The 15,813-nt window shown below is 46.5% G+C and carries 16 protein-coding genes and 1 pseudogene; 9 read left to right on the top strand and 8 right to left on the bottom strand.

Annotation, left to right across the window (positions count from 1 at the left end):
• The first annotated feature begins 58 nt into the window (after positions 1 to 58).
• Together IXB50_RS01675 and IXB50_RS01670 are read left to right on the top strand one after the other, a co-directional pair.
• The gene (locus IXB50_RS01675) at positions 59 to 565 is read left to right on the top strand and encodes a hypothetical protein (protein WP_215607206.1); all 507 of its coding nucleotides are present in this window, start codon (positions 59 to 61) and stop codon (positions 563 to 565) included.
• A 23-nt stretch (positions 566 to 588) separates the two neighbouring features.
• Positions 589 to 1,569: a transthyretin-like family protein gene (locus IXB50_RS01670; protein ID WP_215607205.1), complete on the top strand. Its 981-nt coding sequence runs from the start codon at positions 589 to 591 to the stop codon at positions 1,567 to 1,569.
• Between the two features lie 92 nt (positions 1,570 to 1,661).
• Here the strand turns inward: IXB50_RS01670 and IXB50_RS01665 are convergent, their stop codons facing one another.
• The gene (locus IXB50_RS01665; RefSeq protein ID WP_215607204.1) at positions 1,662 to 2,108 is read right to left on the bottom strand and encodes a hypothetical protein; all 447 of its coding nucleotides are present in this window, start codon (positions 2,106 to 2,108) and stop codon (positions 1,662 to 1,664) included.
• 430 nt (positions 2,109 to 2,538) lie between these two features.
• On the opposite strand from IXB50_RS01665, the gene IXB50_RS01660 reads away from it, so the two are divergent.
• Positions 2,539 to 2,724 carry a hypothetical protein gene (locus IXB50_RS01660; protein WP_215607203.1) on the top strand — a complete coding sequence of 62 codons (186 nt, stop codon included), beginning with the start codon at positions 2,539 to 2,541 and terminating at the stop codon, positions 2,722 to 2,724.
• Between the two features lie 49 nt (positions 2,725 to 2,773).
• On the opposite strand, the gene IXB50_RS01655 is transcribed toward IXB50_RS01660, so the two are convergent.
• The 3 genes and pseudogenes from IXB50_RS01655 to IXB50_RS01645 all read right to left on the bottom strand — a co-directional run.
• The gene (locus tag IXB50_RS01655) at positions 2,774 to 3,166 is read right to left on the bottom strand and encodes a hypothetical protein (protein ID WP_215607202.1); all 393 of its coding nucleotides are present in this window, start codon (positions 3,164 to 3,166) and stop codon (positions 2,774 to 2,776) included.
• 2 nt (positions 3,167 to 3,168) lie between these two features.
• Positions 3,169 to 3,696, bottom strand: coding sequence for an NfeD family protein (locus IXB50_RS01650; protein WP_215607201.1), 528 nt, complete (start codon positions 3,694 to 3,696; stop codon positions 3,169 to 3,171).
• A 104-nt stretch (positions 3,697 to 3,800) separates the two neighbouring features.
• Positions 3,801 to 4,454 (bottom strand): annotated as a pseudogene (locus IXB50_RS01645) (magnesium chelatase domain-containing protein); the annotation flags it as partial.
• Positions 4,455 to 4,658: 204 nt separating this feature from the next.
• Between IXB50_RS01645 and IXB50_RS01640 the strand changes: the two are divergent.
• From IXB50_RS01640 to psbA, 3 genes are all read left to right on the top strand, one after another.
• Complete coding sequence (locus tag IXB50_RS01640; RefSeq protein ID WP_215607200.1) at positions 4,659 to 5,006, top strand: hypothetical protein; 348 nt, start codon at positions 4,659 to 4,661, stop codon at positions 5,004 to 5,006.
• A gap of 80 nt (positions 5,007 to 5,086) precedes the next feature.
• Entirely contained in the window at positions 5,087 to 5,431 is a 345-nt protein-coding gene (locus IXB50_RS01635; RefSeq protein WP_215607199.1) for a histidine triad nucleotide-binding protein, read from the top strand.
• A gap of 197 nt (positions 5,432 to 5,628) precedes the next feature.
• The gene (gene psbA / locus IXB50_RS01630) at positions 5,629 to 6,711 is read left to right on the top strand and encodes a photosystem II q(b) protein (RefSeq protein ID WP_215607198.1); all 1,083 of its coding nucleotides are present in this window, start codon (positions 5,629 to 5,631) and stop codon (positions 6,709 to 6,711) included.
• A 499-nt stretch (positions 6,712 to 7,210) separates the two neighbouring features.
• Here the strand turns inward: psbA and rnhA are convergent, their stop codons facing one another.
• Positions 7,211 to 8,086, bottom strand: a complete 876-nt coding sequence (rnhA, locus tag IXB50_RS01625) for a ribonuclease HI (RefSeq protein WP_215607197.1) — start codon at positions 8,084 to 8,086, stop codon at positions 7,211 to 7,213.
• A gap of 254 nt (positions 8,087 to 8,340) precedes the next feature.
• Between rnhA and IXB50_RS01620 the strand changes: the two genes are divergently transcribed.
• A complete protein-coding gene (locus IXB50_RS01620; RefSeq protein WP_215607196.1) occupies positions 8,341 to 9,075 on the top strand; it encodes a carbonic anhydrase in 735 nt (244 codons plus the stop codon).
• Here IXB50_RS01620 and IXB50_RS01615 read toward each other — a convergent pair.
• From IXB50_RS01615 to sds, 3 genes are all read right to left on the bottom strand, one after another.
• Positions 9,072 to 9,539: a CYTH domain-containing protein gene (locus IXB50_RS01615; RefSeq protein ID WP_215607195.1), complete on the bottom strand. Its 468-nt coding sequence runs from the start codon at positions 9,537 to 9,539 to the stop codon at positions 9,072 to 9,074. The two genes, IXB50_RS01620 and IXB50_RS01615, sit on opposite strands and share 4 nt — an antisense overlap.
• Before the next feature lie 15 nt (positions 9,540 to 9,554).
• Positions 9,555 to 10,517, bottom strand: a complete 963-nt coding sequence (locus IXB50_RS01610) for a carbohydrate kinase family protein (RefSeq protein WP_215607194.1) — start codon at positions 10,515 to 10,517, stop codon at positions 9,555 to 9,557.
• Positions 10,518 to 10,660: 143 nt separating this feature from the next.
• A complete protein-coding gene (gene sds, locus IXB50_RS01605) occupies positions 10,661 to 11,632 on the bottom strand; it encodes a solanesyl diphosphate synthase (protein ID WP_215607193.1) in 972 nt (323 codons plus the stop codon).
• 1,198 nt (positions 11,633 to 12,830) lie between these two features.
• Here sds and IXB50_RS01600 point away from each other — a divergent pair.
• Positions 12,831 to 14,132 carry a M16 family metallopeptidase gene (locus IXB50_RS01600; protein WP_215607192.1) on the top strand — a complete coding sequence of 434 codons (1,302 nt, stop codon included), beginning with the start codon at positions 12,831 to 12,833 and terminating at the stop codon, positions 14,130 to 14,132.
• A gap of 62 nt (positions 14,133 to 14,194) precedes the next feature.
• Positions 14,195 to 15,466: a M16 family metallopeptidase gene (locus IXB50_RS01595; protein WP_215607191.1), complete on the top strand. Its 1,272-nt coding sequence runs from the start codon at positions 14,195 to 14,197 to the stop codon at positions 15,464 to 15,466.
• The last annotated feature ends 347 nt before the right edge of the window (positions 15,467 to 15,813 follow it).

The raw sequence follows: 15,813 nt of genomic DNA, 5'->3' as shown, positions 1-15,813 counted from the left end.
TCTTGGCTTAAAAAGTTCAGAATATAAGGAAAAAGGGGTATTCAAGATGTAGTTAATCGTGATTACTGTATTATGGTTTGGTTTTAAGTTCATATTTTTCAAAATTAAAACCGTGCCATCTTCTTCTCTTATCCAGTCTAATGACACTGCTGCACTGCCAAGGTTCACTGGACGGGCCTCTACTCAACCTATTCGTAAGGAAGCAAAACAAGCTACCTCAGAAGTTCTTGCCGAGGCCCGAGCTTTGGGTTACGAGTTTTACCCAAGTGCTCAAGATTTCATCGTGAGAGAGTTAATGCCCGTTATTAAGCAAAATAAATTTAGGTCTAGGGAAGAAGTTTACTGGGCTGCTGCTGCAATAGTCGCTGGTGCCCTTTCAAAGGGTAAAAAGTCTAGAAAGAAATTGATGAAAGTTGAGGATATTAAAGATGGTTGGCAACTTTATATATCGGCTGTTGAAGGGAGTACATGTAAACCTCGTGAGTGTATACCAAGATCAGTTCTGAATAGAAAGTCTGAACTTTTAGAGCAAAATAAATTCTTCAGAACGCTAATAAGATCCTAGAATTAAGGCCCGACATTAAATATATGTCTTTTACTTCTTCTCCACCTTTATCATTTAGTTTCAAAGAGGTTTTAGAGTCATTTTTGCCTCCTTTGATCTCCGTTTGTCTTTTTGTCCCGTATGTATTCCCATCTTTTCAATTTTCAGCAGCACTTGTATTAGCTGCATTAGCGGGCTTAATAATTTCGCCTGCCATCACGAAAATTGCTTTTAACTCTTCCAAAAAAATTATTTTCCCTTTAACTTATCCAGTAACTAAAAGAAACTGGGAGACTCTTCATAAAGAGAGATTTTGGTGTGAAGATAATTGGGATTTTGATAGGTTAGACTATTATCTCAAGCCCGATATGCAAAATCTTATTTATTTATCAGGGGCATATATCAAATTTTATACATCCCTATCTTTCTACTTTTTTATTTATAGCTTTTTGCAAGTCATTTTCTTGCTTTCTTACATATTTATTAGCATAAAAGATATTCTTCAGACCCCCACAGGTTCAGGGGTTGGTGAGATTTTTTTGAATCTTTTTCAACAGCAGACGCCTCTTTTGGGTGGAACTGAATTGCCTACTCTGCTGACTCTTTTAATCTCTGCTGTTGCCATGTATATGCTGGTAGATCAAGCTCAACTTGAATACCTCTTATTGTTTGGAAAGAATGGCCATTATGATAAATATGCAAGAGCATATCATGAGATAAATGGTCATTTAGCAAAAAGTATTTGGGGGAGAGTTCAAGTTGATGGAATGCCTCTAAGGCTTTCAAAAATGAAATTGCAAGAGATAGATAGTGTTAGTCCTGATGATGCAATTGGTGAAGGAAAAACTGACGAAAATGGTTATTTTCAGTTGAGAAATCCGCTGAGAATTAATGAAGATTCGAAGCAATACAGAATTATATTTACATACAAACAAAAAGATAAAGACATTAAATTACTTCATGTGCTTGACGTAAAAGCACATGAAGTACCTGAATTTAATTTAAATCTTAAGGAAACTAGTTGAGTTTGCAGCCTATTTGCTTGAGCTTAAAATAGCTACTGATTTCCTGAATACACTGATCTAAATGGCTTCAGGAAATCCTGTAGACAAGTTATCTAATTGACAATGCAAATAGGCCATGCCTTGCAAAACGTTGCTTTTAAGGCAGCTACGACAATCTTTCGGCCTAACTTAGATTCACCATTGGATACAGCTCTTTGAAGACTACATGTATATACAATAAAGTTCTCTATAGTATATCCAGCCCTTTTTTTAACTGTTTTTTGTCTTTTCTGTTTTTTCCCGCTCCAAATCCTTGCATTTCCAGCCACTAAAGGTACAACAATCATCTTTTCTATTAGGTCGGTTGAAGTACCTCCATCATTAAGCTCATTTAGTTTTTCTAAATCAATTTTACCTTCCAAAAAGTTCTTAAGTATGATTATGCTACTTTTGCTGAGCGGCATATTTTGCCGTTTTGCTGCACGCTTGGCTTTTTTGATTAGAGTTGGTGTGGATGAGATCCTGAGTCTATTTTTTATTGATATCTTTTCCGAAGACATTAGTAAGGACTACCTACAAATAAAGACAGAAGCCTTATGATACTTTATATCCTCAACCCCATGTCCGGGCACCCTATACCCACACATACAAGATGCCGCTATGACCAAACCAAAGCCATACAAACGACCCCGCAAATGACGGCAATGGGTGACGCTCGTATTGCTGTGATTACCTAGCCCTGGACGGTTGCTGAGCGGGTGAGGTGGGGGGTGTATGGAGGAAGTGGCGGGGGTAGGGTTGGGATTGGCTTTCGTCTTTACTGTGAAGGGCTAGAGTGGTTTTCTTGAATGGGGGAGCGAGGGCTGGAATTGAGTTTCTAATGTGTAAAATAAGCCTAAGCTCAAGTTGTATTTGCTTTTGCTCTGCTAAAAATATCTAAAAGACTTGGGACCAATCATGACAGATAGGCAGGTTAGCAGAATTGTCAGCATGATGTATGCGCTAATAGGAAGCATTCTGCTGAATGGCGTCCTCGCAGGGGGGCCTCATCTCGAAGATGGCATTGCAGACGAAATACTGGGTGGTGTGGGCTTGGTTTTGCTGATTGGCGGGCTAAAGAAAGAATATGAATTTGACAAGGAAAAGGATGAGCCAAATGGCGATAAATTAAAATGAATCTGATTCATCCCTCAACCCCATCCTCTGGCAAATGCTTTGCCGTCTCCTACTCACTAGCAGCCTGCATCAGAACCTGAGCAACCACCTCAAGCTTGACTTCAGCTCCCATTTCCTTCAGCCGAACCAGACTGTCAACGACATCTTTAAGCCTTTGGGTTCTCAGTTCATACATAGAAGCTTGATGCTCAGCAATAGCCTTATCTCTTTCATCAATCAGCTTCTGCCGTTCCAGTTGTAGAGATCCTAGCTGAGCAAGCGCCTTGGCCTTGATTTCAGCTGCTTTGGCTGATTCCTGCTCCCCTCTGCCTTGAACATAATTCGTAGCACCGGCAAGGCCACAATCAAAAAGCTCTTCTATGGATTCCCTGAGCTTGTCTAGTAAATCTGGAGGACTACCAGGCAGTTGACGCATTCTGATGCGATAGCGCTCATCGTTCATGGTTAGACCTCCGCTAACTCACGAACTGCAACCAGGGTTTCCCAATCGTCAATTTCAAGACCATTGCCGCCACAAGCGATATGATAAGCGTTCAAAGCTTTGCAAAGAATTGCTAGTTCAGCGGCAATTTCATCAACCAATACTGTTTCATCTGCTTCAATACTCAAAGCCAACTCAGTTGCTTGTGAGTCGCTCTGAGCTTTTTTATTAGTAATTTTTACTGTAGATACTCTCCCGTCAGGATAAACCAAAGGAAAACTATCAGTCTTTGGCTCTTCTATAGGCTGCACCAAAAGGGTAAGACCGTTGTCGCGTCCAACAACCTGAACAATTGCACCTTTTTCAACAGCCGCGTTGCCGTCAAAAAGCTTAGCGGGCCAGAACGTCGCCTGATAACTAACACGCCCAATTTTTCCTGGCTCTAAACGTTGAGTTACTCTTGCTTCGCGGGCAGAGTCAGATCCAGGGAACAAGCGCACATTCTCAGGGTCTGGCACTAAATTTTCATTTTCAGGATTGCTGACACTCATATAAACACCTCCCAGCCAGACCTTAGCATAGCTTACTTTATAGACATGTCTATAAAGTGAAAAGCTTCTTTTACAAAGGCATCCCTCGATTTAGCTCAAGATAAAATAAGGTTATGGCCGCCTGCGGCTGCTATTTCGAGTGCCCGTCGAGCTTGGGCTTGTCCTTTGACGTCGCGTAAGTCGACTGCGTGAGGCTGGGCCTGGGCTAAGGCTTCACAGCCGTTAATGGTGAGGGGGGTGCGATCGCTCGGGTTATTCAAAAACTCCACTACATCGGCAATGGTCTTAAACCCATAGACTTCCAGGTCAGGGACAACCGCTGCTTCTTGAGCATTATCCTCGGGCACAATCAGGCCATTAATGCCTAGCTGAGGTGCGGCCGCTGCCATGGCCATGACGCCCGCCACAGGCCGCAGGGTGCCGTCTAGAGATAATTCACCCAATAGTAGATAACGATCTAAATTTTCCTGGCTAACCAGATCTGCTGCTGCCAAGATGCCAATGGCAATGGGTAAGTCGTAAATCGGGCCTTCTTTGCGTACATCTGCCGGTGTCAGGTTGACCACCACCTTACGCATAGGAAACGGAAATCCGGCATTTTTCAGGGCCGCTTTCACCCGCTCCCGTGATTCTTGTACAGCGGTGTCGGGCAAACCTACTACGACAACACCGGGTAAACCACCCGATAGGTCGACCTCCACACCGACTTTTAGAGCATCAATGCCTACTAACGATGCACTCCAGATTCTTGCCAGCATGGTGGACTCCTACATGTTTATGTAGGGTGCCCATCACCCTGATGCGTTCTACGCGTCATCAGCAGTAGGATAAAGATCACAATCCTACGCTGTGAAGTATGGTATCTGCTTATTAGGGATAAAAGCTCGCAACGAGCCTCTTATATAAATAGATATTCCATCCGCGACTCCAACATCATCTATATATAAACCACCCTAAAAATCATGCTAACGACTTCCAACTCCTCTAAAGTCGCTATCACCATTCGCGAAAAGCAGCTCGCTGATGAACATATGAAGGACGTGGAACTCCTACTAGAAAACATGTTTAAACGCGAAGAGGCCACCCTACAGCTAGTGTTGGATCGCCTTTATGACATTGGCTCCAATAACCTCATCAACTACCGAGTCAAACCCCGTCGCCTGAATCGGTTGATGAAATGGATTGCCCGACTTACAAAACCAGCCTTCCATTACATCGCCGTACGCTGGTCCAAGAAAAACTGCCCCAAACTCATCGCTGACTGGCTATATACCCAAGTGCAGTTTCCTCACCCCCCCGTAGGAAATTAGTTGCAAGTTCAAAGAAATTCTTAGCCTCCGCATTCGCAGCTAACCATTAAAATTCAAAGCGCTGTCACCATCAAAGCGCTATGAGTGAAGACACCATTTTTGGCAAAATCATCCGCAAGGAAATCCCTGCAGATATCGTCTATGAAGATGACCTGTGCTTAGCATTTCGCGATATTACGCCTCAAGCACCGACTCATATCCTGGTGATTCCTAAAAAACCTATTCCAAAACTTGCCGCAGCTACGTCTGACGATAAGCAACTGCTCGGTCATATGTTGCTAACTGTTAAGGAAATAGCTGAAAAAGAAGGCTTATCTAATGGCTATCGTGTCGTAATCAATACTGACCAAGATGGAGGTCAAACTGTCTTTCATCTCCACATCCACCTACTGGGGGGACGTTCACTCACTTGGCCTCCGGGCTAACTTGGTGAGTGCTCGCTCACTCTTTGTATAGAAGTGTGTCGATGTGGCAAGTTTCGTATCCTACCCCTACAAACCAATAAGCATATTTACTAATCTTATAAACGAGCCGGTTCTTATTTTATTGGAGCAACTGGGTTTTTCTTAGTTGCTTACCTTCACAGAATCGACTCACGTTTATATAACATTCATTCATCACTATGACTTCTACTTTGCAATCCCGTGATCGGGCGAGCACGTGGGATCAGTTTTGTAATTGGATCACTAGCACTGACAACCGCATTTATGTTGGTTGGTTTGGTGTTCTAATGATCCCTACACTGCTGGCTGCTACAGCTTGCTTTGTCATCGCATTCATCGCTGCTCCTCCCGTCGACATTGACGGTATCCGTGAGCCTGTTGCTGGTTCTTTGCTTCTAGGCAACAACATTATCTCCGGTGCAGTAATTCCTTCTTCTAACGCTATCGGTCTACACTTCTACCCTATCTGGGAAGCTGCTTCCTTGGATGAGTGGTTGTATAACGGTGGTCCTTACCAGCTGGTCATTTTCCACTTCCTCATTGGCTGCTTCTGCTACATGGGTCGTCAGTGGGAATTGAGCTACCGCTTGGGTATGCGTCCTTGGATCTGTGTTGCTTACTCCGCTCCTTTGGCGTCTGCAACTGCAGTATTCTTGATTTACCCCATCGGTCAGGGTTCTTTCTCTGATGGTATGCCTCTGGGTATTTCCGGTACCTTCAACTTCATGCTTGTCTTCCAGGCTGAGCACAACATCCTGATGCACCCCTTCCACATGCTTGGTGTGGCTGGTGTATTTGGTGGTTCCTTGTTCTCCGCTATGCACGGTTCTTTGGTGACGTCTTCCTTGGTTCGTGAGACCACTGAAGTTGAATCTCAGAACTATGGTTACAAGTTTGGCCAGGAAGAAGAGACTTACAACATCGTTGCTGCTCATGGCTACTTCGGTCGTCTAATCTTCCAGTACGCATCCTTTAACAACAGCCGTTCCTTGCACTTCTTCTTAGGCGCTTGGCCGGTAGTTTGCATTTGGTTCACTGCACTGGGCATTAGTACCATGGCATTCAACTTGAACGGGTTTAACTTTAACCAGTCCATTTTGGATTCTCAAGGTCGTGTAGTTAGTACTTGGGCTGACGTGATCAACCGCGCCAACCTGGGTATGGAAGTCATGCACGAGCGTAACGCTCACAACTTCCCTCTTGACCTAGCTGCTGGTGCTGAAACTCCTGTTGCTTTGGCTGCTCCTGCAATCAATGGCTAATCGTTTGAGCTACGGCTACTAAGTTATAAGGCTTAGTTTGAAAAGGGGGGTCCTCGTTTGGGGAGCCCCCTTTTTTGATGGCATACCTTTCGATTCAGCTCAAGGTAAGCTACCGATCACCCCCACAGGTTTCTAGGGATATCACTGATATTTTTCCGTTGGGTTCTAAGGCGGGCGGAACCGCCCTAGTCATGGGAAACCCCAATATGCATAATCGAGATAACTTGTCTATTTCCGGAAAGGGAACTCGAATGGACCCCACTCAGCCGGTTTTGCTAATTGCCAACCTCCCAAGAGATATCGTTTGAGCATTGATCAATTGCGATAGGGATTGCTCAGGGCTTTCCTCCCCGAACCCCTCCTATTCGTGGGGGCCTAACTCCCCCAAACCCCCTGAAAGTAGGGTATCGTTCAATCATTGGTGATTCAGGCTTAGTGAGAGTTACGGCAAGGTCAGGGGTAGGGCTATCGCCATCCTTGAAATTATTTTTTCAGCTCTTTAGCCTTCTATTCTCTCCAACTGCCAGAATTTCTCCTGATCGGACTCGCTGCTAACACAGGAGACTGTCCAGTTGCGCCAGGTCCAGTCGTCTCCTCGCTTGGCAAGTTCACTAGCGGACACTCCAGTTAGGACGACTAATTCTGATGTAGTAATTAAATACCCTTGCTTAGCCAGTTCATCAGCAACTTGCAATAGTTTTAGGGTATTGCTGACGCGGGTGATTCGAGTTTCAGACATATCGCTAGGGGTGGGATCTGGGTTAGATACGGAAATTGCTTTTTTGGGATTAGCTGTGGTCATCGGCTTGGGCTTCGCCACTTCCTTGGGCTTAACTGTTTCAGCCGAGGATGACTTTGAGGTGACGGTAGCTTTGTTATCCACTGCTTTTTTAAGACCAATGGCACGTTGATGGGAAAAGGCACGGGCAATTTCATCACATCGCTCATTGCCCACATTGCCTGCATGGCCTTTGACGTAGTTCCAGTCAATTTCTACATCTTGATCCGACTTCAGGCTTTGAGTGAGATCATCCAGGGTAAGCCATAGATCTTTGTTTAATACGGCTTTACCTGCGGCTGTTTTCCAACCCTTGCGCTTCCAACCCCGCATCCATTGGGTAATGCCCTGGATCAGATATTTGCTATCGGTATTCAGTTCGATGGAGGTGTCGTAGTCATGCTGTTGGAGAAATTGGAGCGCTGCGATCGCAGCCTGCATCTCCATTCGATTATTCGTTGTTCCCGCTGCATGGCCTCCTAGCTCATGCACACCACCATTGGCAAAATAAATTACCGTGCCCCAGCCACCCGGACCAGGATTACCCGAGCAAGCACCATCGGTATATATCGCCTTAATCGCAGGCAAATCAGTCATAGAGTTTAGCGATCGCAACAATAAGCCTTACGGATCATAGCGATGATTATCAAAATTGCTCAGATCTCAGCATAAAAATTCTACTGAGAGAGCTATTTCTAGAACTCAAGCATTGCTCCTGCCCCAACCTTTCTCAAGCACTTTCTAATCACACTGATAAGTAAAACTTTGCACGCAGCACTCTAAAGATATGGGATAAGAATTAAAGGGTGATCATGGTGGCCACCCGCTGGGAGTACTGAGGACTAGGGACGATGAAAAAGTTAATGCGGGGCCTGCGCCAGTTTCAGGAAGACTATGTTCCTGAACATAAGAAGCTAATGGCAACCCTGGCCAAGGGCCAGAGTCCCAATGCCCTGTTCATTACCTGCTCTGACTCACGGGTCCAGCCAGAACTGATTACCCAGGCCGAGCTAGGGGAGTTATTTGTCATTCGCAATGCGGGCAATATTGTCCCCCCCTTTGGTGCCACCAACGGTGGTGAAGGGGCCACGATTGAATATGCCGTTAAGTCTTTGGACGTAGACCACATTATTGTTTGCGGCCACTCTAGCTGTGGTGCGATGAAGGGTCTGCTGCAGATTGGTCAGCTTGAAACCAAAATGCCCCTGGTCTATAACTGGCTCATCCATACAGAAGCGACCCGTCAGCTTGTGGAAGACCATTACAGTGACTTAGATAAAACTGAGAAGCTGGATATGCTGGTGGCGGAAAATGTATTAACTCAAATCGAAAATCTACGCACCTACCCTGCCGTTCGCTCTATGCTCCACAGCGGTAATCTATCGCTCCACGGCTGGATCTACCACATCAACGACGGCAGTATCCTTGCCTACGATTCTGAGCGCCATGCCTTTGTCCCGCCCTTTAGCGATCCTAGTAAGGCCTCAGTTAATGGCCATAACAACAGGCCTCCCGCTACTTATATGCCTGGAGAAAACCGTCTCCATCCCTCTCTATCGGAGAGAATCTTTAAAGGCTCCTATTAAACCCAATCCTTAAACGGATGCCGTACCAAATTGGAATTGTAATATCGAGGATCCCCCGTTACTTCTTTGCCAATCCAGTGGGGTAGCTCTACTGTCTGTAACTCATGGGTAAGTTCTACCTCAGCCAACGTCAATCCTTGATTTTGGCCTAAAAACTCATCCACTTCCCAGACTACTTTCCCTAAAGGAATCCGATAGCGGTGCTTCTCAATCAGAGGTTGCTGGCATAGTTCCGTCAATATCATCTGGGCATCTACCAACGGGATTTCATATTCAAACTCAGAACGACTGATGCCCTGGGTTGGCCCCTTTAGGGTGAGATAGCCCTGTTGGTCAATAATGCGTGCCCGTACAGTTTGTTTTCCCTGGGTGGGAATGTAGCCCTGACAGTAATAGCGTCCTTCAGCCAGGGAACGCCACGCATCGTTTCTCAGCAAGAATTTGCGCTCAATTTCTTTAGCCATTAATTTTCAAAAGCATCATTTTCTCAAAAATAGGAAGGCGTCTACTTCTCGTGGGGTGGGTTGCCCTGCGATCGCACCCGCTCTAGTCGTTGTCAGTGCTGCAACCGCGCTGGCATAGCGGACCATCTCATGGGTACAGTCAGCATCCAATAAACAGCTGCGTCCCCTTGTACATAGCTGATGTAGAAAACCAGCAACAAAGGCATCCCCGGCACCGGTCGTATCCTCAACATCTACATCAAAGCCAGGTACATGACCACTATAACCACCCAGATAATAACGACAGCCCGCTGCTCCTGCTGTCACCATAACCCCTTCTAAATAGGGGCGTTGGGCGGCGATGGCGACGGGATCTGTCGAATCTAACAACCATTGAGCTTCAGTATCTGACAGCTTCAGAAAGGATGCATGTTTGAGTAAATCATGTACCAATCCCATCGCCTGCGCCGGATTTTCCCAAAACATAGGTCGCCAGTTAACATCCAGCACGACTCGACCATTCTGTTGTTGAACCCATTCCACCGCTTGTAGCATGGACTCTCGGGTTTCAGGATAAGCTAGCCCCAAGGTGCCAAGGACTAGATATTTTACTCCGGTGAAAAGGTAGGGATCGATGCGATCGCAAATCAGATGGGCATCTGCAAATCCGGTTGGATCAGGTAATGAGAAGCCAGCAAATGATCGCTCTCCAGTTTCATCGCTCAGGACATACACCTCGCGGGTTGGAGCCGTCGGATGCTGCTGCAGCCCGCGTGATCCTACCTGCAGATCTGTTAACAATCGCGCCAGTGCCTGCCCCCAAGAATCAATCCCAACAGCCCCAATAAACTCAGCTGTAGTTCCTAACTTCGCCAGGCCACAAGCCACATTCGCAGGGGCACCCCCTGGCAATGACATTTTCTTTCCCTGGTCTCCAGTCCAAAAACTGTCAACCAGGATCTCTCCCAGACACACCACTGGACTCACCGGACTATTCATCCACGCCTCCGATCATCATTCCAGCAAAAAACATGAAAGCTCATCACAAGCTCTCAGCCGAAAGTATAGAGCACGTAAAACCTCAGCAAGAATTTATCAGGGAGAAACCTAGGTCCTAGATAATGGACGATGCTCAACCTCTGCTAGTACAGACGACTCAAAACGTAGCCTGATAATGCTTCCAAGGCCCGTTTGGGTTCAGACTGAGTCAAACCAGCTAAATTCTCCACTGCCCGCTCAACATGTTGAGCGGCCAGATCGCGAGACCGTTTGATCCCTCGACTTGCTCTGACCAATGCCATGGCTTCCTCAAAGTCTCCATTTTGAGCAAACTCCCGCTCAATCAATGTTGTCAGGTATGGGGTTTCCTCCATGGCATACAGCACTGGTGCTGTGAGGTTACCACTGAGTAGATCAGAGCCAGCCGGTTTACCCAGCACATCTTCAGACCCGGTAAAATCCAAAATGTCATCCACAATCTGGAAAGCTAGACCCAGATTACGACCATATTGATAAAACGACTCGGCCAAAGAGTCAGACACTTGACTCAATACACCAACGGACTTAGCGCTATTGGCAATCAGTGACGCTGTCTTGTAATAGCTCTTCATTAAATAAGCATCTATGGACAGTGTCGTATCAAATCGATTTAATCCCTGCTGAATTTCCCCTTCCGCCAAATCCATAATCACGCGGGAGAGCAACTTGACCACCGTTAGATTATCCAGATTGGCCAGATGCCAAGACGACTGGGCAAATAGAAAATCTCCAGCCAGTACCGCAATGCGGTTATTAAAACTGCTGTGGACCGTAGGCACTCCCCGGCGTAAGGAGGACTCATCTACCACATCATCATGAACCAGACTAGCGGTATGAATCATCTCAGTGATTTCAGCCAGTCGCAAATGGCGCGCTGGAATGTCGGACCCCATCACCGTAGCCCGTGATAGCAGCAGCACAATAGCAGGTCGAATACGCTTCCCCCCTGCTCCAAAGAGATGCTCTGCAGCAGCGTAGAGGATAGGATGTCGAGCACCGACCAGCTGCTTTAGGTTATCCGTCAGCAGTTTCAGATCTGCTTCGACGGGGGCAAACAGCGATGTTGTTGAAGTCATGGGAGAAAATGCTCAGACAGCTTGATTACGAAATTTTAAGTAATCCATATTCATTCTAAGCTAACGGCTCAGTTGGTGTCGTAAATCCATTTGGAATATGTCGAAACACCATTGTTATAAGCGCTTTTTAGCCTTTGGGGCTGAGGGATTCACAAAGAGCATAATCTGGCCAGTATTGATTAGATATTTCTATTTCATTTTTTTAATTAGGTCTATGTGAATAACAAATGCTTATGTTAATCTAGTGATAGGAATTGGAAAATTTCATAAATAAGATTAATGATTGGTGCTTGTTAGCTTTCTAGTAGTTTTGTTCTAGCGTCAGTAATGACAACTAGTCTTACTAGGGTTATTCGCCAATGTGTTGCAATTGCCTCGGGTAGCTAATCCCGGCGGCAAGCCGATGTCTACAGAGTATGGTAACTAGCTGACTCAGTTTAAAGCTGGCTCAGCATAGTAAGGTCTCGAGCGGACGACTGGTTAGAGAATTTATCGGTGCATGTGCGTATTAAAGTGCGTATGGAGTGACGAGCGATACTGCAACACCTATGGCACTAGGTAATTCTAGTATCAAGGCTTTTTGATTATTGAGCATCTAGTTAACTTTGAGCCAGCCATGTGCTGCCACTTCCTGCTGTCTGCTTTTCTCATGCAGATCAGATCGTCCTTGCTGCTCCTCTCACCCCGGCTACGTTCATGACTCACCCCTTTACCCCCTTGCTGATATTGCTACTTGCTATTAGTTATCTACTAATGGTCTATTGTGTTTTCGCCGTTATTCAACGCTTTGTCAGCGGACGAGAGCAAATGTTGAAATAAATTGTTGACGAGTTGCAAGCCAGGATTCTTTTTGGTCCTGTAAGCTTTGCTGACTCTGGTAATCGTTCGGCGCTTTTGTAGCGACTTTTTATCCTATGGTTACTTTTCAAGTAATGGCTTAGCTACTACGGTGGCTGAGCCATTGTTTTTGAGGCATGATTTCGGCCAATCTCTGAGCCTGTGATTTTCTAATCCACGCTCCTGGGCTGCAGGTTTCAACTCCGAATCCGGTGCTCCGGATAAAATAAATATGCTATTTTTTCTCTTTTTACTATTTATTACGAGTTAATTGTGTCATTCAATTTATGTATTCACGAAAACAACTTAGGGCGTTACGATTAGACTTTCCCTATATCCCCCATATTAGGTATCGATCAACTTGAGTTCAGTCTCTGACGTTTCTGCTTCCAATAGCTCTGATGGCGGTAGGTTTAAGCGCCCATTTCCTGCCAACGTTGTCCGGTTAGACAGTGGGCTAACAGTTATTCATCAGGAGATTGCAACGACACCGGTGGTGGTGGTAGACGTTTGGATTAAAGCAGGGGCACGCTATGAGCCCGAAACATGGACGGGCATGGCTCACTTTTTGGAGCACATGGTGTTCAAGGGGACTGAGCAAATCCTCCCTGGCATGTTTGATGCTGCTATTGAAAGTCGCGGTGGCCTGACTAATGCTGCCACCAGCCATGATTATGCTCACTTTTATATGACGGTGGCGGCGGATGATTTAGCCCATGCCCTGCCCTACCTCGCTGACCTCCTACTCCATGCAGCTATTCCAGCCGATGAGTTTGTCCGAGAACGCCATGTGGTGATTGAAGAGATTCATCAATCTTGGGATGATCCGGACTGGATCGGTTTTCAGACATTATCGGAAATGGTTTATGGGGATCATCCCTACAGTCGCTCGGTATTAGGAGCGCCTGAGATTTTGCAAGAACGCTCCCCTGAGGAGATGAGACAGTTTCATCGCACCCATTACCAGCCTGACAATATGCAAGTGGTGATCACGGGTGGCGTCTCTCTCGATCGGGTGCTAGAGCTGGTGCAGACGACATTTCGTACATTTCCTCACCGCGAATCGTGCCCTACCATGGGGTCCATTGCACATCCTCGCTTATTGACTAATCCTCAACATACTTTGGCATTGCCACGTTTAGAGCATGGACGGTTAGTCATGGCCTGGTTGGGGCCTGGTATAGATGACCTCAAAACAGCCTGCGGCTTAGATATATTGGCGACGGTTTTGGCGGAAGGGCGGATGTCACGATTGGTGCGAGAGCTACGCGAAGATCGCCAGTGGGTAGATGAGATTGCTAGCAGCTTTTCGGTGCAGCAGGACTGTAGTTTGTTTGTTTTATCGTCCTGGTTGGCACCCGATCATATTAAGGAGGTGGGGCAGGTGATTTGCGATCGCATCGCTTCCCTAGCTACCATACCGATTACAACGCCAGAGTTAGAGCGAGCCCAGCGGGTATTATGCAATGATTATGCCTTTTCTATGGAAACCCCAGGCCAGCTTGCCGGACTGTATGGGTACTATGGAACCCTGGCCACACCTGAGCTGTCCTTGGCCTATCCAGGCTACATCGAGTCCTACACGATTGAGCAGCTTATGCCTCTCGCCAAGCAATACCTATCGCCCGATCATTGCGGTACCCTGGCTCTAACCCCTGCTTAAGGCATCAACCATTTCCCACCCTTCCTGACAGACTTCACTACTAACTCTCAAACACGACACCTGTGACTGTATCCACTGCCCCGAAGCAAAACTCCATTACGACCCATCTGGGCAACGGCCTCAAAGTTATCGCCATCGAAAATCCAGTCGCTGATATCGTCTCAGCACGAGTCTTTTTACCCGTTGGCCAAATTCATGAAAACCCACACAATGTAGGTATCTTCAGTCTGCTCACATCGCTTCTGACTAGGGGGACCGCCCACCGAAGTTCTTTGGACATCGCTGAAGCGGTAGAGTATGTCGGTGCTAGTTTAGGTGCAGACAGTGCCTCGGACTACAGTTTAGTCAGCGTGAAAACCGTCTCCGCTGACTTTGAGAACATTTTCACCCTCGCTACCGAAATTCTTCGAGAGCCTAGCTTTCCCGAAAATGAAATTGAATTAGAGCGTAAGTTAACCATTCAAGGGCTGCGGTCAATGCAGGAGCAGCCCTTTAGTGTGGCCTACAAATATTTTCGTGAGGGCATGTATGGCCACCATCCCTATGGTTTTTCCAGTATGGGCACTGAGGAAACCGTCATGGCCATGCAACGCGATGAACTCCTGGAAGCCCATCGTCAACATTTTCGCCCCGACAACATGGTGGTGATTATTGTCGGGCGTATTGATCCAGAGCGGGCTATTGACCTAGTAGAAAGGCTGTTGGGTGATTGGGCTGCCCCTGAGTATCCAGCCCCGGCTCCTAGACTGCCAGCGGTCGATTCCCATGCCTATCGTATTGTGACCCCGCAGGAAACGAATCAGGCATTTGTGATTCTTGGATATCTAGCTGTTTCAGTCACCCATGCAGATTTTGCAGCCCTCAAACTACTGAGCACCCACCTGGGCAATGGCCTATCCAGTCGTCTTTTTGTAGAACTGCGGGAGAAACAAGGCTTGGCCTATGATGTGTCAGCCTTTTATCCCACACGACTAGGCCCATCACAGTTTGTTTCTTATATTGGTACCGCTCCAGAAAATACATCTGTCGCTTTAGATGGTCTACAAAGTGAGCTACGTCGTCTGTGTGAGGTCCCCCTTACGGCCCATGAGCTACAAGTCGCCAAGAACAAAATGCTGGGACAATATGCTCTTGGCAAACAGACTAATGGGCAGATTGCTCAGTTGCTAGGCTGGTATGAGATTTTAGGCCTAGGTACCGAGTTTGACCATATTTTCCAAGCTAATGTTGCTGCAGTTACCATCGAAGCAGCCCAGGAAGCAGCCCAGCGCTGTTTTGTGGACTCATATATTTCTATTCTGGGACCTGCCACAGCGGTAGAGGCCTTACGCTAAATTCACGTCCAGGGTGTACGGATTACTTGGCCTCCAAGCTCTCTGAAGCGAATCATACGCAATCTTGGCTGATAGCGTCTGGTCTAGCAGGACATCCACAAGGGAGTGCCCCTACAAGATTGTCTATTTTGATCGGGCTTAATGAATTCGGATTTGCTATCAGTGGTGATAAGTAAAGATTTTGTTGCTGCCAAGGTTGCAGATGAAACTGTGACCCAACTGTTTTAGAGTTTGATGCTACTTTTTGTAGCCTGAATTGTAGTATGAGTCGGTGGCTATGCTGTTGTGGTGAATGCCGTCTGTCCCTCTCAGTGACTTGTCTGCATATGCTAGAAAGGAGTCTGGAT

The organism is Leptothoe spongobia TAU-MAC 1115, assembly GCF_018739885.1.
In the GTDB taxonomy this organism is placed as follows: Bacteria; Cyanobacteriota; Cyanobacteriia; order Phormidesmidales; family Phormidesmidaceae; genus Leptothoe; species Leptothoe spongobia.
Note: the sequence above shows the minus strand (reverse complement) of the source record. Positions and strands in the feature narration are given on the sequence as shown.